The following is a 21,924-nucleotide window of genomic DNA, read 5'->3' as shown; positions in this document are numbered from 1 at the left end:
AGGACGGGGTGGTTTTGGCTGCTGCCGGGGGGGGGGGGGGGGGGGCACCCCCCCCCCCCCCCCCCCCCCCCCCCCCCCCCCCCCCCCCGCCGCCCTTTCCCGCGCAGCGGGAACGCTCCCTCCAGCCCGCCACCGCCGCGCGGCCGGCGCCACCGTGACCGGCCGCAAGGCCGGCCTCTCGTCGCCCGTCATGCAGGCCATGACGGGCGTCCGCGAACCCGGCTACGGCCACCTCCCCGACACCACGGAGCTGCGGCCCCGGCACCCCCGTCCCGGCCGCCGCCTCCTGCGCACCCCGGGCCCGCGGCCGGGCTCGAAGCCCCGTACTCCTGCCGCGAAGGGGCGTGCGGCGCCTGCTGTTGCCGGGTGGTGGAGGGCGGGGCGGAGCTGGTCCGCGACGAGGTCCTGGACGGCGAGGACCTGGCCGGGGGCTACGGCCTGGCCTGCCAGGCACTGCCGCTGACCGACCGGGTCCGGATCACCTTCGACGGGTAGTCCGGGCCGTGGAACGGCTCCGGGCCCGGCCCCCTGGCGAGGGGTCGGGCCCGGAACTCCACTCGTGCGCTGCCATATGACTACCCGCTACATCCACTCGCTGAACCGCAGCCAACCCATCATGTTGTCCGTCGCCCTCGCCGGTACCGCCGGCTCCGGGTCGCGGGGCGCCGCGGCCGCCCGGCCCTGACGGAGTCGCGCGTGGTGGATGCCGGCCATCTTCCTCGGCGGCCCCGGCCTGCTCGGTGTGCTGGGCGCGGTCTTCTTCGGCGTGCCCGAGGCGCCCGGAGAGGGCGGCTCCGGCGGCTCCGGCGTCACCCACCGGACGAACGAGGAGAGCTGGGGCAGCAGCCGGCGTTACGGCTGCGGCGGCTGAGGCGCCGCGGCCGGAGGGGGGCGGCCGCCGGGTGGGCGGCCGCCCCGGCGTGCCGGGTCAGGACAGCTTGCCGCCGTAGTCGGGGAGCTTGACGGTGCGCTCGGCGTGGCCGCCGACGAGGTCGCTCTCGTTGTTCCCGATGTTGGCGATGATCGTGTAGCCGCGCGCCTCGATCTCGGCGCGCTTGGCCGTCTTGTACGCGCTGACCTGCTCGAACAGCGCCGGCAGGTCCCGTACGTACAGTCCGTTGACCGGGTAGCCGACCGCCTTCAGGTTCCGCTCGGTCAGGGAGTAGATGATCCCCGGGCGGGCGGTGACGAAGAAGATCGCCACCCCGCGCTGGTTCGCGTACTGGGTCAGCGCGCGGACCTTCTCGATGGCGGGCGTCGGGAAGGTCCAGAACCAGTGGAAGTCCGTCTCCAGCGACGAGTTGTCGATGTCGAGGACGATCGCGGGCTTCTCGCCGGCCGGGGAGGCCGCGATGCGCTGTTCGATGGCGGGGCGGGCGGCGTCGATGACGGCGGCCACGTCGCGCTGCCAGGTGGCGTAGTCGATGCCGAGGATCGCCGCGTTCCCGCCGGGGGCGGAGGCGGTGGCGGTCGCGGTGACCGGCGCGGGGGCGACGGGGGCGGCTCCGGCGGCGGTGGCCGGGAGCAGGGCCATCGCGGCGGCGGCGACGGTCACGGTGGCGGCGGCGGTGCGGGACGTGCGGGTGCGGCGGCTGATGCGCATGTGGGGGCGCTCCTCGGTCACGGCTTGGCATGTACGTGACCAGGGTTGGCCAGAACCGCACCCATGTCTACTGGCCGGTAGGAAACTTTTCGTGGCCGCCCGGTGAAGGATCTTCCGCCTCGGGGCGGCGGCGTCGGAAGTTGTCCGAAAAGGCCTTCTTGATGGCGGTCGCTTGGCGGATGTGTCATGGACGCGTCATTCACCCGATGACGCGCACGGCCCAACCCCCCACGAAAGGCAGTGTGTTGACCGTGACCACCCTTGGCAGAATCGTCAAGCGCGCCCTCGCCGTCGGCGCCGTCACCCTCGCCGCCGTCAGCCTCGCGCCCACCGGCGCCAACGCCTCACCCACCCCCGTCGTCGGCGGAACCCGCGCCGCACAAGGCGAGTTCCCCTTCATGGTCCGCCTCTCCATGGGCTGCGGAGGCTCCCTCTACACCCAGCAGATCGTCCTCACCGCCGCCCACTGCGTCAGCGGCTCCGGCAACAACACCTCCATCACCGCAACCGCCGGCGTCGTCGACCTCCAGAGCAGCAGCGCCGTCAAGGTCAAGTCCACCAAGGTCCTCCAGGCCCCCGGCTACAACGGCACGGGCAAGGACTGGGCCCTCATCAAGCTCGCCAAGCCGATCAACCTGCCCACCCTCAAGATCGCCGACACCAAGGCCTACGACAGCGGCACCTTCACCGTCGCCGGCTGGGGCGCCGCCCGAGAAGGCGGCAGCCAGCAGCGCTACCTGCTCAAGGCCCAGGTCCCCTTCGTCTCCGACGCCTCCTGCCAGAGCTCCTACGGCAACGCCCTCGTCCCGGCCGAGGAGATCTGCGCCGGCTACGCCCAGGGCGGCGTGGACACCTGCCAGGGCGACTCCGGCGGCCCCATGTTCCGCCGCGACAACGCCAACGCCTGGATCCAGGTCGGCATCGTCAGCTGGGGCGAGGGCTGCGCCCGCGCCGGCTACCCCGGCGTGTACACGGAGGTCTCCACCTTCGCCGCCGACATCAAGGCGGCCGCCGCCACCCTGTAACCCGGCCCGCTCCGCCACCACCCCCACCCCCACCCACGACCGCACCCACGCCCACGCCCTCGTCCTTCCGGCCGGACCCGAACCGGCCGGAAGGACGAGGCACGGCAGCCCCCGCACCCGTACCGTCGAATCCGGTGCCGTCCACCCTCCGGTTGCGGGCGGCAGCACGCACGGGTCCCATGGGAGGCATCCAGCGGCAACGGCGGTCGACAGCGGGGCAGGCAGCACATGACGATCAGAGTGGTCATCGCGGACGACCAGGAAATGGTCAGGACCGGATTCCGGATGATCCTCGAAAGCCGGCCCGACATGGAGGTCGTCGCGGACGTCGTCGACGGCGAGGCGGCCCTGGCGGCCGTCGCCGAACACCGGCCCGACGTCCTCCTCCTCGACATCCGCATGCCGAAACTCGACGGCCTCGAAGTCACCCGCCGGCTCTCCGGCCAGGACACCCCGCGCATCGTCATCGTCACCACCTTCGACCTCGACGAATACGTCCACGCGGCCCTGCACGGCGGAGCGTCCGGATTCCTCCTCAAGGACGCCAGCCCCGCCATGCTCGTCGAAGCCGTCCGCGCCGCCGCCGTCGGCGACTCCCTCGTCTCACCCGCCATCACCGTACGGCTGCTGCGCGAAATGGCCCCGCGCATGCCCGCCGCCCAGACCGCCCGCCACCCCGCCGAACCCCTCACGGAACGCGAACGGGACGTCGTACGCTGCCTCGCCCGCGGGCTCACCAACGCCGAGATCGCCGCCGAGCTCTACGTCTCCCTCTCCACCGTCAAGACCCACCTCGCCAACGTCCAGGCCAAACTCGACGCCCGCAACCGCGTCGAGATCGCCGCCTGGGCCTGGGAAAGCGGCCTCGCCGCCACCGCGGCGTGACCCCGCCCGGAGGCCCGGCATGAGCCCCCTCGCCTCCTGGGCACGACGCCACCCCCGCGCCGCCGACCTGATCAGGCTCCTGCTCTGCCTGCTCCTGCTCGCCCTCGTCACCTTCGAAGGCGTCGTCCTCGCCCGCCGGCCCAGCCCCCCGCACGCCGCCGTCTGGGCCTCCGGCCTCCTCGTCTGCCTCAGCGCCGCCCCCTGGCCCGGCATCCCCCTCCTGGCCCGCGCCTCGTTCGCCGCCACCACCACCTGGACCGTCACCCTCCTGCTCGTCTTCGGCAACCGCCCCGTCATCGTCTGGGGCGCCGGCGAAGCCATCGCCCTCCTCGTCCTCCTCTCCCAGGTCCTGCTGCGCGCCCCCGCCCGCACCGCCGCCGTCCTCGCCCCCCTCCTCGGCCTCGGCTGCATGGCCGCCCCCGTCCGCGACACCAGCCCCGGCCGCTTCACCCTGCTCTTCTCCGTGCTGGCCGTCGTCGTCACCGCCTACTCCCTCCTGCTGCGGCTCCAGGCCGTCCAGCGCGTCCGCGAACTGCGCGCCGTACGCACCGCCGAACGCCTCGAACTCGCCCGCGAACTCCACGACCTCGTCGCCCACCACGTCACCGGCATCGTCGTGGAAGCCCGCGCCGCCCGCTTCACCCACGTCGGCGCCGACCGCGCCGCCGAGATCTTCGGCCGCATCGAAACCGCCGGCGACGAAGCCCTCGGCTCCATGCGCCGCCTCGTCAAGATCCTCCGCGAGGACGACGGCCCCGCCACCGCCACCGGACCGCCCACCACCCCCGTCGCCGGCCTCGCCGACATCCGCGCGCTCACCGAACGCCTCTCCGCCACCGGCCCGCCCGTCGTCCTCTACATCGAACAGGGCCTCGACGCCCGCCTCCCCGACCACGTCGCCGCCACCGCCCACCGCATCGTCCTCGAAGCCCTCACCAACATCGCCAAACACGCCGCCACCGCCACCGCCGTCCGCGTCGGCCTGCGCACCGGCCCCACCGGACTCGAAGTACGCGTCGCCGACGACGGCGGCCACCCCGCCAGACTCTCCGAAAAGGCCCGCGGCGGCGGCTACGGCCTCGCCGGAATGACCGAACGCGCCGAAGCCCTCGGCGGCTCCCTCACCGCGGGCCCCGCCCCCGAAGGCGGCTGGCTCGTCACCGCCCGCCTGCCCCTGTGACCCCGGCACACCCGCCCGCGTCTCACGGACCGACTGACAGAGGTGCCGCCGACGCCCGCCACGTATTCTCGGGAACCATGAACAACAGCGACATCGACGAGATCGACGAGAACGTCACCGCCGAACTGTCCCGCCTGCGCGACAGCATCGACAACATCGACGCGGCCGTGGTCCACATGCTCGCCGAGCGCTTCAAGTGCACCCAGCAGGTCGGCCACCTCAAGGCCAAGCACCAGCTGCCCCCGGCCGACCCGGGCCGCGAGGCCAGCCAGATCGCCCGCCTGCGCCAGCTCGCCGAGAGCGCCAAGCTCGACCCGGCCTTCGCCGAGAAGCTCCTCAACTTCATCATCGCCGAAGTCATCCGCCACCACGAGACCATCGCCGCCGGCGAGGAGTAGCACCCCGCCCCGGGCCGGGCCCCGCCACCCGGCCCGACACCCCTCCCGCCGTCCGCGCCACCGGCCGCGGCACCCCCTGGGACCGGGCCCGGCCATCCGGCAGCATGGGCCCATGTCCGCACTGACGCGCACCGAAGCGCAGCTCCGAGCCCAGCTCCTCGACGTCCACAACTACGTCGTCGGCCTCGACCTCACCACCGGCGACGAGACCTTCGAGTCCGCCACCGTCATCCGGTTCACCGCCCGCACCGCCGGAGACACCTTCGTCGAGCTCAAGCCGGACGAACTCCTCCGCGCCACCCTCGACGGCACCCCCCTCGACCCGGCCGCCCTCGACGGCAACCGCCTCCCGCTCACCGGCCTCACCCCCGGCGCCCACGAGCTGCACATCGACGCCCGCATGCGCTACTCGCGCACCGGCGAAGGACTGCACCGCTTCACCGACCCCGCGGACGGCGAGACGTACGTCTACTCCCAGATGTTCCTGGACGACGTCCAGCGCGTCTTCCCCGCCTTCGACCAGCCCGACCTGAAGGCCGTCTTCGAATTCACCGTCGCCGCCCCCGCACACTGGACCGTCCTCACCAACGGCATCACCACCCACTTCGGCAACCGCGACGGCGACGGAGCCGGCGTCTGGCAGTCGGCCGCCACCCCCGTCATCTCCACCTACCTCGCCGCCATCGCCGCAGGCCCCTGGCACAGCGTCACCACCACCCACGCCGGACTGCCCTTCGGCATCCACTGCCGCCAGTCCCTCGCCCCCCACCTCGACGCCGACGCCGACGAGATCCTCTCCGTCACCACCGCCTGCTTCGACCGCTACCACGAGAAGTTCACCGAGCCCTACCCCTTCGACTCCTACGACCAGGCCTTCGTCCCCGAGTTCAACGCCGGCGCCATGGAAAACCCCGGCCTCGTCACCTTCCGCGACGAGTTCGTCTTCCGCTCCGCCGTCACCGACACCGAACGCCAGCGCCGCGCCATGGTCATCGCCCACGAGATGGCCCACATGTGGTTCGGCGACCTCGTCACCCTCGCCTGGTTCGACGACATCTGGCTCAACGAGTCCTTCGCCGAGTACATGGGCTACCAGACCCTCACCGAAGCCACCCGCTTCACCGGCACCTGGACCGAATTCGGCATGGAACGCAAGCCCTGGGGCTACGCCGCCGACCAGCGCCCCTCCACCCACCCCGTCGCCCCCGGCCCCGACGACGTCCCCGACACCGCCTCCGCCCTCCTCAACTTCGACGGCATCTCCTACGCCAAGGGCGCCTCCGCCCTGCGCCAGCTCGTCGCCTGGCTCGGCGAGAAGGACTTCCTCGCCGGCATCAACACCCACTTCGCCCGCCACAAGTTCGCCAACGCCTCCCTCGCCGACTTCGTCGACTCCCTCGCCGCGCACACCGACCGCGACGTCCACACCTGGGCCGGAGCCTGGCTGCGCACCACCGGCACCGACACCCTCACCCCCCGCATCCAGGACAGCGCCGCCGGCTGGACCCTCACCGTCGACCGCGACGGCAGCCGCCCCCACCGCATCGCCGCCGGCACCTACGCCCGCGCCGCCGACGGCAGCCTCGAACGCACCGGCCTCCTCGACCTCGACGTCCCCACCGACGAGGTCCTCTCCGCCGCCGGCCCCCGCCCCGACCTCCTCGTCCTCAACGACGGCGACCTCACCTACGCCAAGATCCGCCTCGACGAGACCTCCCTCGAAACCGCCCTCCGCGGCCTCTCCCGCATCCCCGACCCCCTCACCCGCGCCGTCGTCTGGGGCTCCCTGCGCGACATGGTCCGCGACGGCGAACTCGACCCCTTCGACTACCTCCACACCCTCGACGCCCACATCCCGGAGGAATCCGACCTCGCCGTCGTCCAGGGCGTCCTCGGCTTCGCCCGCACCCAGATCGCCGACCGCTACGTCGCCCCCGCCGACCGCGACACCGCCCTCGGCCTCATCACCTCCGCCACCCGCGACCTCCTGCGCCGCACCGAGGACGGCACCGACCCCGGCCTGCGCCTCGCCGCCGTACGCACCCTCATCGACAGCGCCACCCAGCCCGACACCCTCGCCGGCTGGCTCGCCGACGGCACCGTCACCGGCGGCCCCGCACTCGACCCCGAACTCCGCTGGCGCGTCCTCGCCCGCCTCGCCGTCCTCGGAGCCGTCGACGGAGCCACCATCGACGCCGCCCTCGCCGCCGACCCCAGCGCCACCGGCCGGCAGGGCGCCGCCCGCTGCCACGCCTCCCTGCCCACCCCCGAAGCCAAGGCCGCCGCCTGGCAGAGCCTCTTCCACGACGACACCCTGTCCAACTACCTCTTCACCGCCACCGCCCACGGCTTCTGGCAGCCCGAACAGGCCGACCTCGTCCAGGACTACGTCCTCCGCTACTACCCCGAGGCCGTCGCCCTCGCCGCCCGCCGCGGACCCGCCATCGGCGAAGCCGCCGGCCGCTGGGCCTTCCCCGTCCACGCCGCCGACCCCGCACACCTGGAGGCCGGCCACGCCTGCCTCCAAAACCCCGAGATCATCCCCATGCTGCGCCGCGTCCTCGTCGACCAGCTCGACGACCTCGCCCGCGCCCTGCGCGTCCGCGGCGCCTGACCCCGTACGCACCCCCTCCGTCGGGCGGCCCCGGCACCACCCCCGCCGCCCGACGGGCCCACCCGCGTACCCTTTGTCCCGTGCCGCCCTCCCACCTGCATCGCGTCGCCGTTCTCGTGCTCGAGGGGGCGAAACCCCTCGACGTCGGCATCCCCGCACAGGTCTTCACGACCCGCGCGAGCATGCCGTACGAGGTCCGGGTGTGCGGGGCCGCACCCGGACTCGTCACCGGCGGCGACGGCCTCTCCTACTACGTCACCCACGGCCTCGACGCACTCGCCTGGGCCGACATCGTCTTCGTCCCCGGCTACCGCTTCCCCGACCGCGAAGACCCGCCCGAGGCCGTCCTCGACGCCCTCACCGCCGCCCACCGGCGCGGCGCCCGCCTCGCCGCCATCTCCACCGGCGCCTTCGCCCTCGCCGCCACCGGCCTCCTCGACGGCAAACGCGCCACCACCCACTGGCACTACGCACGCGCCCTCGCCGCCAAACACCCCCGCGTCCACGTCGACGAGAACGTCCTCTTCGTCGACGAAGGCAGCGTCCTCACCTCCGCCGGCGCCGCCTCCGGCATCGACCTCTGCCTGCACATCCTGCGCCGCGACCTCGGCGTCGCCGCCTCCAACCACGCCGCCCGCCGCCTCGTCGCCGCCCCCTACCGCAGCGGCGGCCAGGCCCAGTACGTCCCCCGCAGCGTCCCCGAACCCCTCGGCGAACGCTTCGCCGCCACCCGCGAATGGGCCCTGCACCGCCTGGGCGAGCCCCTCACCCTCGAAGCCCTCGCCCAGCACGCCGCCGTCTCGCCCCGCACCTTCTCGCGCCGCTTCGTCGAGGACACCGGATACACCCCCATGCAATGGGTCATGCGCGCCCGCATCGACCTCGCCCGCGAACTCCTCGAACGCTCCGAACGCGGCGTCGAGCAGATCGCCGCCGACGTCGGCCTCGGCACCGGCGCCAACCTGCGCCTGCACTTCCAGCGCATCCTCGACACCACCCCCACCGAATACCGCCGCACCTTCACCCACGGCCAATGACCGCGACCACCTCCCCGGCGATGGCGAGATCCTTTTGAACAGTGGCGATCCCGCCCCTGTCACGCCCGCACGCAGCACGCGAACCTGAAGGCGCGAACAGAAGGGACACGCACACATGACTCGCATCGCCATCAACGGATTCGGCCGCATCGGACGCAACGTGCTGCGCGCGCTCCTCGAACGCGACACCGACCTCCAGGTCGTCGCGATCAACGACCTCACCGAACCCGCGACCCTCGCCCGGCTGCTCGCCTACGACACCACCTCCGGCCGCCTCGGCCGCCCGGTCACCGTCGAGGGCGACGTCCTCGTCGTCGACGGCCACCGCATCAAGGTCCTCGCCGAACGCGAGCCCGCCCAGCTGCCGTGGGCCGACCTCGAAGTCGACCTCGTCCTCGAAGCCACCGGCCGGTTCACCTCCGCCGAGGCCGCCCGCGCCCACATCAAGGCCGGCGCCCGCAAGGTCCTCGTCAGCGCCCCCTCCGACGGCGCCGACGTCACCCTCGCCTACGGCGTCAACACCGACGCCTACGACGCGGACCTGCACACGGTCGTCTCGAACGCCTCCTGCACCACCAACGCCCTCGCGCCGCTGGCCTCCGTCCTCGACGACCTCGCCGGCATCGAGCACGGCTTCATGACCACGGTGCACGCCTACACCCAGGAGCAGAACCTCCAGGACGGCCCCCACCGCGACCCGCGCCGCGCCCGCGCCGCCGGCGTCAACATCGTCCCGACCTCGACGGGCGCCGCGAAGGCCATCGGCCTCGTCCTGCCTCAGCTCGACGGCAAGCTGTCGGGCGACTCGATCCGCGTACCGGTCCCGGTCGGCTCCATCGTCGAGCTCAACACCACCGTCGCCCGCGACGTCACCCGCGAGCAGGTCCTGGAGGCCTACCGCACCGCGGCCGAAGGCCGGCTGGCCGGCGTCCTGGAGTACTCGGACGACCCGCTGGTCTCCTCCGACATCACCGGCAACCCCGCCTCGTCGATCTTCGACTCCGAGCTCACCCGCGTCGAGGGCCGCCACGTCAAGGTCGTCGCCTGGTACGACAACGAGTGGGGCTTCTCGAACCGCGTGATCGACACCCTCACCCTCCTCGCAGGCTGACCCCCAGGCCCTCCGGGCCCCCATACCGAGCGCCGCAGTTGGTACTGACCTGGCAACTGCGGCGCTCAGCCATGCCCGCACACCGCAGCGAGACCCAGCCCCACCGGCACCCACCAGCCCCGCGGGCGTCCGAGGCGCGGGGTCCGGGGCGGAGCCCCGGGGAACGGTGGAAGGGCGGGTGGGGGACCCGCCCCGCGCAGCGGCCGGGGGACCCGCCCAGAGCAGCGGCCCCCACCCCGGCAGACAGCCGGCAACGCACCGGCCCCGAACCGGTTACCCCATTCGGGTCTGATCGTTGTACCGGCAGGGTGTCCCGCCCACCCCCGGCCCCGCACAGCGGATCCGCCGGTCCGCCTGCCCCGGAGGCCCGCCCATGACCGAGCCCGCCCCCGCGCCCCCGCTCGCCGGCGGAGCCCACGGCCCGGACGCCCTCCGCCCCCTCCTCGACACCGTCCTCACCGCCCTCCACACCGGCGCCGCGGAACGCAAAGGCCCCCTCCCCGCCGGCGGCCCCGACACCGTCACGGCCCGCGTGCGGGCAGCACTGGGCGACGTACTCCCCACCCACGGCACCGGCGACCACGAAGCCCTCGCCACCCTCGTCCACACCCTGGCCGCCGGCGCCGCCGACCCCGCCGACCCGCTGTGCGCGGCCCACCTGCACTGCCCGCCGCTCGCCCTCGCGGCCGCCGCCGACCTCGCCGTCAGCGCCCTCAACCCCTCCCTCGACTCCTGGGACCAGGCCCCGGCCGCCTCCGCCATCGAGGCGCTCCTCACCCGCGCCCTCGCCGCCGAGTTCTACGACACCCCGCGCGCCGACGCCCTCCTCACCACCGGCGGCACCGAAGCCAACCAACTGGCCCTCCTCCTCGCCCGCGAACGCCACGGCCACGCCCTCACCGTCCTGCACGGCGCCAACGCCCACCACTCCGTCCCCCGCGCCGCCTGGCTCCTCGGCCTGCCCCCCGCCACCGCCCTCCCCACCCCCGGCGGCACCCTCGACCCCGCCACCCTCGACGAGGCCCTCGCCCGCACCCCCGGCCCCGCCCTCGTCACCGCCACCGCCGGAACCACCGACGCCGGGCTCATCGACCCCCTCGACGCCCTCGCCGACGTCTGCGCACACCACCGCGCCGAACTCCACGTCGACGCCGCCTACGGCGGAGCCCTCGCCTTCAGCCCCCGCCACCGCACCAAGCTGAACGGCCTCCACCGCGCCCGGTCGATCACCCTCGACCTGCACAAACTCGGCTGGCAACCCGTCGCGGCCGGCCTCCTCGCCGTCCCCGACACCAGCCTCCTGACCCCCCTCGCCCACCAGGCCGACTACCTCAACGCCACCGACGACACCGAAGCCGGCCTCCCCGACCTCCTCGGCCGCTCCCTGCGCACCACCCGCCGCCCCGACGCCTTCAAGATCGCCGCCACCCTGCGCTCACTCGGCCGCGACGGCCTCGCCCGGCTCATCGACCACACCTGCGCCACGGCCCACCGGCTCGCCGAACTCCTCGACGCACACCCCGGCTTCGAACTCCACGCGCACCCCACCATCACCACGGTCCTCTTCCGCCCCACCCCCACGGACGACGACCACACCGCCGCCCTGCGCCGCACCCTCCTCCACGACGGCACCGCCGTCCTCGGCCGCGCCACCGCCGACGGCCGGCTCTGGCTCAAGGCGACCCTGCTCAACCCCCACACCACCACGCGGGACCTGGACACCCTCGTCGCCCTCCTGGAAGGCAGCACCCACCGATGACCGCCCAGCTCGATGCACCCCACGACCTCGTCGGAATCGGCATCGGCCCCTTCAACCTCTCCCTCGCCGCCCTCGCCCACGGCCTCCCCGCCCAAGGCGCCGACCGGCTCGCCACCGCCTTCTACGACCAGCGCCGCGACTTCCGCTGGCACCCCGGACTCCTCATCGACGGAGCCACCCTCCAAGTCCCCTTCCTCGCCGACCTCGTCACCCTCGCCGACCCCGCCAGCCCCTGGACCTTCCTCAGCTACCTCAAGCACAAGGAACGCCTCTTCCCCTTCTACTTCGCCGAGCAGTTCCACATCCAGCGCGCCGAATACGACGCCTACTGCCGCTGGGTCGCCGGCCGCCTCCCCGGCCTCCACTTCGGCCACCAGGTCGACGCCGTCCGCTGGAACCCCGAACGCGACCTCTTCGAAGTCGACTACACCCGGCTCGACCCCGACGGCGAAGCCGAAGCCCTCGGCCGCACCCACACCCGCAACCTCGTCCTCGGCATCGGCACCGCGCCCTACGTCCCCGAACCCCTGCGCCCCCTCGCCGAAGCCCCGACCGTCCCCGTCATCCACTCCGCCGACTACCTCGACAACCGCCAACGCATCCTCGGCGCCGACCACGTCACCGTCATCGGCTCCGGCCAGTCAGGGGCCGAGGTCTTCCTCGACCTGCTCCGCAGCCGCCCCACCGGCCGCGAACGCCTCACCTGGCTCGCCCGCACCCCCTCCTTCGCCCCCATGGAGTACTCCAAACTCGGCCTCGAACACTTCACCCCCGACTACACCCGCTACTTCCACGACCTGCCCGAACCCGTCCGCGACCGCCTCGTCCCCGCCCAATGGCAGCTCCACAAGGGCATCGACTCCGCCACCATCGCCGCCATCCACGAAGAGCTCTACCGCCGCACCCTCCACGGAGGCTGGCCCGACACCGTCCTCACCCCCGGAGTCACCGTCCGCACCGCGGGCCGCGTCGCCACCACCAAGGTCGAACTCCACCTCGAACACACCCAGCAAGGAACCCGCTCCCGCCTCACCACCGACGCCGTCGTCCTCGCCACCGGCTACCGGGAACGCCCCCTCACCAGCCTCCTCGCCGGCCTCGACCCCTACATGCGCAAGGACTCCTCCGGCCGCCCCCGCATCGACGACCGCTACCGGATGGTCCTCGACCCCTCCGTCAGCGGAACCGTCTTCGTCCAGAACGGCGAACGCCACACCCACGGCGTGGGCACCCCCGACCTCGGCCTCGCCGCCTGGCGCAGTGCCGCCATCCTCAACACCCTCACCGGCAAAGAGCCCTACCCCCAGCCCCACCGCACCGCCTTCACCACCTTCGGCCTCGAACAACGGGACCCCGCCCGCCCCCGCCCCGCCGTCAACCTCCGCCCCCTCGTCGACCACCCCTGACCGCCCCCGGCGACCCCGGCCCGCCGTCCCCGCACCCCGGGCACTAGGGTCGCGGCCATGCAGCGAACCAGTGCCGACGGGGTCACCGTCCTGTGGACACCCGCCCGTACTCCGGGCCCCCTCACCGTCGAGCTGTCCTTCGGCACCGGCATCCAGCACGAGACCGCCCCCACCCTCGGCGTCACCCGGGTCATCGAGGCCCTCGTGATGTCCGAGGTCGGCGACCGGCCCTACCGGTTCGCCAGCGATGTCGAGGAAGAGCGCACCTACTTCGCCGCCGAGGGCACCCCCGAGGAGGTCACCGACTTCCTCGAGGCCGTCTGCCGGGCCCTCTCCGAGCTCCCCCTGGACCGCCTCGGACACGTGGCCCGGCTCCTCGGCATCCACCACCCCGCCACCGGGGACCACCGCGGCGCCGAACCCCTCAGCGCCCGCTACGGACCCCACGGCAACGGGCTCGCCCTCCAGCAGGACCCCGGCATGTACGCCCTGCTCGGCCCCGATACCGTCCGCACCCATGCCGCGGCCCGCTTCACCCGGGGCAACGCCGTCCTCGCCCTCGACGGGCCCCCGCCCAAGGGCCTCGCCCTCCCGCTCCCCGACGGCCCCCGCCCCCGACGGACCGCTCCCCGCCCGCGTCCCGGAACCGGCGGCACCTGGCAGCACCATGCCCTGGACACGGTCTCCCTCCTCTTCACCTCCCGCGCCTGGGAGCCCGCCGCCGTCGCCGCCCACCTCGTACTGGGCCGCCGCGTCGACCGCACCGCGTACGGCGAACGGGGCATCGTGGACGCCGCCACCGAGCACTGGTTCCACCGCGACCGCTCCACCCTCGACCGCGTCCTCACCCTCCACCCCGCCGACGGCCACGCCGAGGAAGCCGCCCACGTCCTGTGGCGCACCACCCTCGACCTCGCCTCGCGCGGCCCCGGCCAGGACGAACTCGACGAGGCAACCGCCGGCGTGCGCGGAGAACTCGACGCGCCCGCCGGCCACTGGCGCTCACTCAACCGGGCCGTCGACGCCGAACACTTCGGCGTCCCGTACTGCGACGACACCACCCTCATGGAGGCCTACGCCGCCGTCACCCCCCAGGACGTCCGCGGCTTCCTCCAGCGCGTCCTGCCCGACGCCATGGTCGTCGTCCCCCACCAGACCTACCTCGACCTGAAGACCCTCCAGGGCGCGCCCCTGCCCAACTCCGACGGCTGGCGCCTCCACGCGGAACACCCCCCGACCCCGGTCGTCTTCCGCATGAACCCCCTGCGCCGCGCCACCACCCCGCGCCACGAACGCGGCGAGTACGTCCTCACGCCCTGGGGCATCGTGACCCGTGACGGCAACCGCGACGAGCACGACATCCGCTTCGACGAGATCGCCCTCATGGTCCACGACGGACCCGGACGCATCGTCCTCACCGGCTGCGGCTGCGACATGCACGTCCACCCCCACCAGGCCCGCCACGGTGAACGGCTCGTCGCCGCCCTCGACGCAGCCGTCCCCGCCCACCTGGTGCGCACCGTCCCCGCCACCCCCTGAACACGCCGACGGGGCCGGGACCGCCACCGCGAATCCCGGCCCCGTCGCAGGCGCCGCGGCTAGAACACCGGCACGCCCGCCCGCGTCAGCCGCCAGTCCACCGACGCGAACCCCGCCGGATCCACCGTGCCCTTCGCCTTCACCCACTGGATGATCGTGTTGCGGATCTCGTCCGAGTTCGCCCACAGCTGCTTCGCCTTCGCCACGTGCGGGAACGCCCCACCGCCCGAAGCACGGTAATTGTTCACCGCGAGCACGAACTGCGCCGCCGGATCCACCGGCTTGCCCTGGAACGACAGCCCCGTGATCCGCGAACCCGCCGGCTGCGCGATGTCGATGTCGTACGTCAGCCCGTACACCGCGTCGTAGTTGTAGTCCGGGATGCCCTCCGCGTTCGTCAGCTTCGCCGGATCCACCACCCCACCCGGCTCCGTCCGCACGTAGTACCGCGCCGAGAACTCCAGGTAGTCCCTCAGCTGCGCACCCGTCAGCAGACGCGCTTCGAGGGTGTTCTCGAACGGATACAGACCCGCCGCGTCCCTGATCGTCACCTGGCCGGCCGGTATCGCCGCCGTCCGCGAGAAGCACGAGGCCTGCGACAGCACCGGCAGCGCCGCCCACTGCGAACCGGCCAGGGCCGCCCTCACCGTCTCCGCCTGCACGTGGTTGATCAGGTCGATGATCGGCACGTCCTTCACCGGCCCCTCGGCCGAGGACATCGCCTGCGTCGACGTCCCGATCACCTGGTTGACGTACGCCACCACCTTGCGGTGCTCGTCCGCCAGCAGCCCGGTGATCTTCGGGTCCTCGGCGACCGTGTTCGAGTTCAGCACCCGCGCCGACACCTTCGCCACCGACCAGCGGCCCCGCTCCCACACCAGCTCGAAGTCGAACAGCGTCAGCCGCTGCCCCCACTTCAGCGGCTCCGACAGCACCACGTCCTTGCCGGTCGCCTTGTTCTTCACCCGGTACTCCGGGATCTCCGTGTGCGCGTGCCCCACCAGGATCGCGTCGATCCCCGGCACCTGCTCCGCCACCAGACCCGCCGCGTTCTCGATGTGCGGCAGCTGGTCGCCGTACGAGGACGTACCGCTCGACCCCGAGTGCGCCGACACGATCACCACGTCCGCACCCATCGACCGCAGCCGCGGCACGTACTTCGCCGCCTGCTCCTCCAGCCCCGGGAACGTCATCTTCCCCTGGACGTTCGCCTTGTCCCAGATCGCGATGCCCGGATTGGTCAGACCCAGCACCGCCACCTTCACGTCCCGCCCGTGCGGGGTCCGCAGCCGGTGCATGCTGAACGGCGGGAACGCCGGCTTCAGCGTCTTCGCGTCCAGCGCGTTCGCCCCCAGCAGCGGGAAGTCACACTGCTCCTCGAACTTGCGCAGCACCGGGATGCCGTAGTTGAACTCGTGGTTCCCGAGCGCCGCCGCGTCGTACCCGATCGCGTTCATCGCCTGCGCCATCGGGTGCACCGGACCCCGCCGCGCGGTGATCGGGTCCACCTTCGCGTAGTAGTACGACAGCTGCGTCCCCTGGATGGTGTCACCCGCGTCGATCAGCAGCGTGTTGCGGCGCCCCTTCGCCGCCCGGACCTGGTTCACCAGCGTGGAGATCTTCGCCAGACCGACGTCGTTGTGCGCCTTGTCGTCGAACTCCTTGTCCGTGAAGTAGTCCCAGTTGAAGACGTTCCCGTGCAGATCGGTCGTGCCCATCACGGTGAACGCGTACGTCTTGGAACCCTTCGACCCGCTCGCCGGCGCGGCCGCGGCAGCGGCCGGGGAGCTCGTGGCCCCCGCCATCGCCACAGCGGCACCCGTGGCGGCCGAAGCCCCCATGAACGTCCTACGGTCAAACGCCATTGCCATCTCCCCTTGTGAGGCGTGTTACGAAGCGTGAACGACGCGCGTAGATTCTGACCCACCGGTAACAAGCGGCAACACCCCCCTCGGGTTTCGATCCGATGACCACACCCGTACGGGCGACGGTGCGAGAGTGAAACCATGACCCAGGACGCCACGAACGCCACCCACCAGCCCTACGGAACCCCCGAAGTCCCCCGCGTCGCCGTCCGCGGAGAAGCCCGCCTCGAAGTCGACCCCGAAATCGCCCGCATCGGCATCACCGTCAGCGCCCGCGGCACCGACCGCCGCACCGCCCTCGACGACCTCACCCGCCGCAACAACGCCGTCCTCGAACTGGTCAAGGGCTACGGCGAACCCGTCGAAAAGCTCGAAACCGGCGCCTTCTCCATCACCCCCGAACTCACCCGCCACGGCCGCGGCGAACGCGTCCGCGCCTACCACGGCCGCGTCCACATCACCGCCGAACTCAACGACTTCACCGCCCTCGGCGAACTCACCACCCGCCTCGCCGACCTCGAACTCACCCAGGTCGACGGCCCCTGGTGGGCCCTGCGCCCCACCTCACCCGCCCACGGCGAAGCCCGCCGCCAGGCCGTACTCGAAGCCGTCCAGCGCGCCCGCGAATACGCCCGGGCCCTCGGCGCCGACCTCGCCGCCCTCGTCGAGCTCGCCGACCTCGGCGCCGAGAACGCCCTCCCCGTCGCCATGGCCGCCCCCGCCGGCATGCTCCGCACCATGTCCTACGGCGGAGCCGAAGAACCCCCGCCCCTCGACCTGGAACCCCAGCGCCAGACCGTCTACGCGCAGGTGAACGCGCGCTTCACCATGACCCCTCCCCAGCTCTGAACCACCCCCTCCGGGGGTGCTCATCAGAGCACCCCCGCGCACATTCAATAAATGTCAACAAGCTTTCGCCCAAAGGTTGTTGAGGAGACACCAGGACCACATTTCCTACCCCTCGGTAGGGCATACCCTCGCCCCATGCGCCGAGCGAAAATCGTATGTACCCTGGGCCCCGCCACCGACTCATACGACCAGATCAAATCCCTGGTCGAAGCCGGAATGGACATCGCCCGCCTCAACCTCAGCCACGGCACCTACGCCGAACACGAGGAGCGCTACCAGCGCGTACGCAAGGCCTCCGACGAGACCGGCCGCAGCGTCGGCATCCTCGCCGACCTTCAAGGCCCGAAGATCCGGCTCGGCCGCTTCCGCGAAGGCCCCGTACTCCTTGAACGCGGCGACGAGTTCACCATCACCGTCGAGGACCACCACGGCGACCGCCACACCTGCGGCACCACCTACAAGGGCCTCGCCGCCGACGTCACCACCGGCGAACGCATCCTCGTCGACGACGGCCGCGTCACCCTCGAAGTCACCGCCGTCGACGGCCCCCGCGTCCAGACCCGCGTCATCGAAGGCGGCATGGTCTCCGACCACAAGGGCCTCAACCTCCCCGGCGTCGCCGTCTCCGTCCCCGCCCTCTCCGACAAGGACATCGAAGACCTCCGCTGGGCCCTGCGCACCGGCGCCGACGTCATCGCCCTCTCCTTCGTCCGCACCGGCCGCGACATCGACGACGTCCACCGCATCATGGACGAAGAAGGCCGACGCCTCCCCGTCATCGCGAAGATCGAAAAGCCCCAGGCCGTGGAGAACATCGACGACATCGTCGCCGCCTTCGACGGCATCATGGTCGCCCGCGGAGACCTCGGCGTCGAAATGCCCCTGGAACAAGTCCCCATCGTCCAAAAGCGCGCCATCAAACTCGCCAAGCGCAACGCCAAGCCGGTCATCGTCGCCACCCAGATGCTCGACTCGATGATCGACAACAGCCGCCCCACCCGCGCCGAAGCCTCCGACGTCGCCAACGCCGTCATCGACGGAACCGACGCCGTCATGCTCTCCGGCGAGACCAGCGTCGGCAAACACCCCGTCGAAACCGTCCGCACCATGGCCCGCATCGTCGAAGCCGCCGAAGAGGACATCCTCGCCAAGGGACTCCCGCCCCTCACCGACCGCAACAAGCCCCGCACCCAAGGCGGAGCCGTCGCCCGCGCAGCCGCCGAAATGGGCGACTTCCTCGGCGCCAAGTTCCTCGTCGCCTTCACCCAGAGCGGCGACACCGTCCGCCGGCTCTCCCGCTACCGCAGCCCCATTCCCCTCCTCGCCTTCACCCCCGACCAGGCCACCCGCTCCCAGCTCAACCTCACCTGGGGCGTCGAAACCTTCCTCGGCCCCCACGTCGACTCCACCGACGCCATGGTCGCCCAGGTCGAAGAAGAACTCCTGCGCATCGGACGCTGCGTCCCCGGCGACATCGTCGTCATCACCGCCGGCTCACCCCCCGGCGTCAGCGGCAAGACCAACCTCGTCCGCATCCACCACATCGGCGACCCCGTGCGCTGACCCCGCTCAGAGCACCTCACGTATCAACCGCACCGCGTCGGGCAGCTCCAACCGGCTCTCACCCGTACTGGGAAAATGCCCGCCCGACGCGGTCACCGTCGCCGTCGCCCCCAGCTCCGTCACGAACCGCATCACATGCTCCGCCGTCGCCACGCCCGTCACCGGATCATCCGCCGCGTGCAACACCCGGAACCCCCGAGCCGCCGCGCGGATCCGCACCCAGTCGAACTCCGGCGAGAAGAACGGCGCCAACGCGTCATACCCCACCTCACCGGCCATCGACGCCACGAACACCACCCCCGCGAACGGCCCCTCGGCCGCGGTGTCGTGCTCCTGGAGCAGACGCAGCACACTCACCCCGCCCAAACTGTGCCCCACCAGCACCGTCCCACCCGCCGGCACGCCCTCCACCTGCGACGCCAGCTCCTTCAGCCACGCCCCCGCATTGGGCGCCAGCGGCTCCGGGAAGTCCGGCACCCGCACCTCGTGCCCCTCACCCGACAGCTCCCGCGCCACCGACGGATACCAGTGCTCGCCACTGGACATTCCGTACCCGTGCGCGATCACGATCCTGCTCATGACTCATCCCCCTGAAGCCCAGCACCGAACTGCTTATCGAAACGCTACGCAGCGTTTCGATTAACGGTAGGGCTATCGTGAAGGCGTGTCAACCACTCCCCAAAACCCGCCGCAACCCCGCACCGGCGGACGCATCCGCAACGAAGACGCCCACCACTCCGTCCTCGAAGCCACCGCGGCCCTCCTCGTCGAAAACGGCTACGGCGCCCTCACCATCGAAGGCGTCGCCAAACGCGCCAACGTCGCCAAGAGCACCGTCTACCGCTGGTGGAAGTCCAAGCCCGCCCTCGTCATGGACGCCTACGCCCACGAAACCACCGCCCGCGTCCCCGAACCCGACACCGGCACCCTCGAAGGCGACCTCACCGCCTTCACCACCGACCTCTACGCCATCGGCCGCGACCCCGTCCGCGCCAAAGCCCTCACCGGCCTCATGGCCGAAGCCCAACTCGACCCCGCCTTCGCCGAAGCATTCCGCACCTGGGCCCGCACCCGCCGGGAACTCGTCGGCCGCCTCCTCACCCGCGCCCTCTCACGCGGCGAAATCCCCGCCACCACCGACCTCACCCACGCCACCGACCTGCTCTTCGGCCCCTTCTGGTACCGCCTCCTCGTCGAACACGCCCCCCTCGACCCCGCCGACGCCGAAGCCCACATCAGAACCGTCCTGAGGGGCCTCGAACGCCGCGACTGAACCCAACCCCTACGACCAGCCGAACCGCCGGTCCACCACGACCTCGAACTCCTCGAACGACAACACCGCATCACCGTTCTGATCCGCCGCGTCGAACAACGCCGACGACGCGTCCGCGTCCCCCAGCCCCCAGGCCGGCAGCACCCCCCGCGCCGCCAACGTCGGCCCCTTGTCACGCAGAGCCGAAATCACCTCGGCCCGCGTCAGCTCCCCGTCATGGTTCAGATCCAGCGCATCGAACAGCTCCCGAGCCTTCTCGCTCACCGAAACGTCCCTCCACCACACACACCGGTTGACCCCCTCAACCTAAGGCACCCAACCCGGCACCACCTCCCACCCGTTCACCACCCACACCAACCGCCAATACCGCTCCACCCGCGCGTCCACCGGCCCCACCACCCCCGGCGCCCGCCGGAACACCTCCCGGAACCCCGCGTCCCCCACCAGCCCCGCCAACTCCACCCACGCCGCCACCTGCTCCGTGGACGGATCCTCCGGCAACTCCGGCGCCGAAGCCCGCACCATCGCCGCCACCGACTCCTCCGCCCCCTCCACCAGCAACTCCACCCACCGCCGGCGCTCCTCACCCGACAGCCGCGTCACCTCATGCATCAACCGAACCTCCTCGGCACCGGACCCACGCCCGGCCACCCACCGCAACACCGCCCGACGCAACCGCAACGCCCGGATCTGCACCTCCACCGCATCGGCGTGCACAGCGGCGACCTCCGCCACCGACAGCTCCCGATCCAGCACCCGCCGCACGCCGGGCAGATCCACCCCCAGCTCCCGCAGCGTCCGCACGAGCTCCAGCCGCCCTACCGCGTCGACGCCGTACAGCCGGTACCCGGCACGACTACGACAGGCCGGCGCGACGATCCCCTCGTCGGAATAGAACCGAATGGTCCGCACCGCCAGCCCGGTCCTCCGAGCCAGCTCCCCGATCGAGTACAACTCCGTCACGCCGTCCATGCCCCCACCCTCGGGTCTCCACCCGGTGGAGGGTCAAGGCGGGGTCAGTACTTCGGCCCGACGTGGGCGTCCATGAGGGCGACGGATTCCTTCCGGGCGATGGAGGTGTTGTGCTTGTTCGCCTGCTTCCACCGGACACCGACCCGGTCCAGGGTGCCGGTCAGGAGTTTGGTGATGTCCTCGGACTTGTTGGTGAAGAAGTACCGGGGGTACTCGTAGCGCTTGCCGTTCCGGACGGTCCAGTTCGTGATCCGGCACCCGTCGGAGTGGATGAGGCCCCGGATGAACTCCCACGGTTGGGCGTCCACGATCTCCTGTTGCCACCCCTCAAGGGTGATTCGCCGCTCGTGCTTCTTGCCCGGACCGTGCTGGGGGAACAGACACGTCCAGTGTCGTCCGTAGCTGGTGACGGCCACGCAGCCCTGGCGCTGCAACACGTACACCTTGTCGGTAGGCCGTACCGCCAGCATCGCCGCACGGCACTGCTGGATGAGGCCGGGCCAGGCGTTGTCGCAGAAGACGCGGAGGTGGTGCCCGCCGCGCGGGTGCGCGCTGATGCAGCCGTCACCCAGGTAGAGGCCGAGGAGGTACGCGTAGGCCGCCGCATCGGCAGGACCCGAGCATGGCGCCGACTGGTTGAGGCGGGGGAGGGGGTCGATTCGGGTTTGCCAGGCGCGGATGGCAGCCCGGGATATCCCGGTTTCCTTGCTGACTGAGTTGAGGCTTCGGCCATCGCCCAGGAGGGCTAGCTGTATTGACCCGCAGGGTTGTTAACTCGGCTGATGGGCGGGTGGCCGCCCAGTGCGGTGTGGCAGCGGTGGTGGTTGTAGGTGTGGAGGAAGTCT

21 protein-coding genes and 1 pseudogene are annotated in these 21,924 nt (G+C 71.9%); 15 read left to right on the top strand and 7 right to left on the bottom strand.

Features of this window, described 5'->3' with window-relative positions; all coding sequences use genetic code 11:
* The first annotated feature begins 18 nt into the window (after positions 1-18).
* Both AC069X_RS11895 and AC069X_RS11890 read left to right on the top strand, forming a co-directional pair.
* A complete protein-coding gene (locus AC069X_RS11895; RefSeq protein WP_478728159.1) occupies positions 19-495 on the top strand; it encodes a 2Fe-2S iron-sulfur cluster-binding protein in 477 nt (158 codons plus the stop codon).
* Positions 496-703: 208 nt separating this feature from the next.
* Positions 704-871: a hypothetical protein gene (locus AC069X_RS11890; protein ID WP_478727647.1), complete on the top strand. Its 168-nt coding sequence runs from the start codon at positions 704-706 to the stop codon at positions 869-871.
* Positions 872-928: 57 nt separating this feature from the next.
* Here AC069X_RS11890 and AC069X_RS11885 read toward each other — a convergent pair whose 3' ends face one another.
* Entirely contained in the window at positions 929-1,603 is a 675-nt protein-coding gene (locus AC069X_RS11885) for an HAD family acid phosphatase (RefSeq protein WP_478727645.1), read from the bottom strand.
* Positions 1,604-1,809: 206 nt separating this feature from the next.
* Between AC069X_RS11885 and AC069X_RS11880 the strand changes: the two genes are divergently transcribed.
* From AC069X_RS11880 to AC069X_RS11835, 10 genes are all read left to right on the top strand, one after another.
* Complete coding sequence (locus AC069X_RS11880) at positions 1,810-2,628, top strand: S1 family peptidase (RefSeq protein WP_478727643.1); 819 nt, start codon at positions 1,810-1,812, stop codon at positions 2,626-2,628.
* 228 nt (positions 2,629-2,856) lie between these two features.
* Positions 2,857-3,513, top strand: a complete 657-nt coding sequence (locus AC069X_RS11875; protein WP_478727641.1) for a response regulator — start codon at positions 2,857-2,859, stop codon at positions 3,511-3,513.
* A 19-nt stretch (positions 3,514-3,532) separates the two neighbouring features.
* Positions 3,533-4,693 (top strand): sensor histidine kinase, encoded by a 1,161-nt coding sequence (locus AC069X_RS11870; protein WP_478727639.1) that lies wholly within the window; start codon positions 3,533-3,535, stop codon positions 4,691-4,693.
* Between the two features lie 77 nt (positions 4,694-4,770).
* Positions 4,771-5,091, top strand: coding sequence for a chorismate mutase (locus tag AC069X_RS11865; RefSeq protein WP_125817182.1), 321 nt, complete (start codon positions 4,771-4,773; stop codon positions 5,089-5,091).
* A gap of 112 nt (positions 5,092-5,203) precedes the next feature.
* Positions 5,204-7,705 (top strand): aminopeptidase N, encoded by a 2,502-nt coding sequence (gene pepN / locus AC069X_RS11860; protein WP_478727636.1) that lies wholly within the window; start codon positions 5,204-5,206, stop codon positions 7,703-7,705.
* 80 nt (positions 7,706-7,785) lie between these two features.
* On the top strand, positions 7,786-8,742 hold the full coding sequence (locus tag AC069X_RS11855; RefSeq protein ID WP_478727634.1) for a GlxA family transcriptional regulator: 957 nt from the start codon (positions 7,786-7,788) through the stop codon (positions 8,740-8,742).
* 115 nt (positions 8,743-8,857) lie between these two features.
* Entirely contained in the window at positions 8,858-9,853 is a 996-nt protein-coding gene (gap, locus tag AC069X_RS11850) for a type I glyceraldehyde-3-phosphate dehydrogenase (RefSeq protein ID WP_478727632.1), read from the top strand.
* A 373-nt stretch (positions 9,854-10,226) separates the two neighbouring features.
* Positions 10,227-11,612 carry a pyridoxal phosphate-dependent decarboxylase family protein gene (locus AC069X_RS11845; protein ID WP_478727630.1) on the top strand — a complete coding sequence of 462 codons (1,386 nt, stop codon included), beginning with the start codon at positions 10,227-10,229 and terminating at the stop codon, positions 11,610-11,612.
* Positions 11,609-13,018, top strand: a complete 1,410-nt coding sequence (locus tag AC069X_RS11840) for a lysine N(6)-hydroxylase/L-ornithine N(5)-oxygenase family protein (RefSeq protein WP_478727628.1) — start codon at positions 11,609-11,611, stop codon at positions 13,016-13,018. The genes AC069X_RS11845 and AC069X_RS11840 overlap by 4 nt, the downstream gene beginning before the upstream one ends.
* Before the next feature lie 57 nt (positions 13,019-13,075).
* The gene (locus tag AC069X_RS11835; protein ID WP_478727626.1) at positions 13,076-14,557 is read left to right on the top strand and encodes a peptidase M16 family protein; all 1,482 of its coding nucleotides are present in this window, start codon (positions 13,076-13,078) and stop codon (positions 14,555-14,557) included.
* Positions 14,558-14,616: 59 nt separating this feature from the next.
* Here the strand turns inward: AC069X_RS11835 and AC069X_RS11830 are convergent, their stop codons facing one another.
* Positions 14,617-16,422 carry a bifunctional metallophosphatase/5'-nucleotidase gene (locus tag AC069X_RS11830; RefSeq protein ID WP_478727624.1) on the bottom strand — a complete coding sequence of 602 codons (1,806 nt, stop codon included), beginning with the start codon at positions 16,420-16,422 and terminating at the stop codon, positions 14,617-14,619.
* A gap of 141 nt (positions 16,423-16,563) precedes the next feature.
* Between AC069X_RS11830 and AC069X_RS11825 the strand changes: the two genes are divergently transcribed.
* Complete coding sequence (locus AC069X_RS11825) at positions 16,564-17,271, top strand: SIMPL domain-containing protein (protein ID WP_478727622.1); 708 nt, start codon at positions 16,564-16,566, stop codon at positions 17,269-17,271.
* A 135-nt stretch (positions 17,272-17,406) separates the two neighbouring features.
* On the top strand, positions 17,407-18,834 hold the full coding sequence (gene pyk / locus AC069X_RS11820) for a pyruvate kinase (RefSeq protein ID WP_478727620.1): 1,428 nt from the start codon (positions 17,407-17,409) through the stop codon (positions 18,832-18,834).
* A gap of 6 nt (positions 18,835-18,840) precedes the next feature.
* Here pyk and AC069X_RS11815 read toward each other — a convergent pair whose 3' ends face one another.
* A complete protein-coding gene (locus AC069X_RS11815; protein WP_478727619.1) occupies positions 18,841-19,413 on the bottom strand; it encodes an RBBP9/YdeN family alpha/beta hydrolase in 573 nt (190 codons plus the stop codon).
* 85 nt (positions 19,414-19,498) lie between these two features.
* On the opposite strand from AC069X_RS11815, the gene AC069X_RS11810 reads away from it, so the two are divergent.
* Positions 19,499-20,107 (top strand): TetR/AcrR family transcriptional regulator, encoded by a 609-nt coding sequence (locus tag AC069X_RS11810; protein ID WP_478727617.1) that lies wholly within the window; start codon positions 19,499-19,501, stop codon positions 20,105-20,107.
* Positions 20,108-20,116: 9 nt separating this feature from the next.
* Here AC069X_RS11810 and AC069X_RS11805 read toward each other — a convergent pair whose 3' ends face one another.
* From AC069X_RS11805 to AC069X_RS11790, 4 genes and pseudogenes are all read right to left on the bottom strand, one after another.
* Positions 20,117-20,371 carry an EF-hand domain-containing protein gene (locus AC069X_RS11805; RefSeq protein ID WP_478727615.1) on the bottom strand — a complete coding sequence of 85 codons (255 nt, stop codon included), beginning with the start codon at positions 20,369-20,371 and terminating at the stop codon, positions 20,117-20,119.
* Positions 20,372-20,413: 42 nt separating this feature from the next.
* On the bottom strand, positions 20,414-21,079 hold the full coding sequence (locus tag AC069X_RS11800; RefSeq protein ID WP_478727613.1) for a helix-turn-helix domain-containing protein: 666 nt from the start codon (positions 21,077-21,079) through the stop codon (positions 20,414-20,416).
* A gap of 44 nt (positions 21,080-21,123) precedes the next feature.
* The gene (locus tag AC069X_RS11795; protein ID WP_478728157.1) at positions 21,124-21,834 is read right to left on the bottom strand and encodes a transcriptional regulator; all 711 of its coding nucleotides are present in this window, start codon (positions 21,832-21,834) and stop codon (positions 21,124-21,126) included.
* A pseudogene (locus tag AC069X_RS11790) lies at positions 21,825-21,924 on the bottom strand (IS481 family transposase); the annotation flags it as partial. The pseudogene AC069X_RS11790 and the gene AC069X_RS11795, both read right to left, overlap by 10 nt.

Source organism: Streptomyces sp. NPDC043896 (assembly GCF_056435605.1).
Note: the sequence above shows the minus strand (reverse complement) of the source record. Positions and strands in the feature narration are given on the sequence as shown.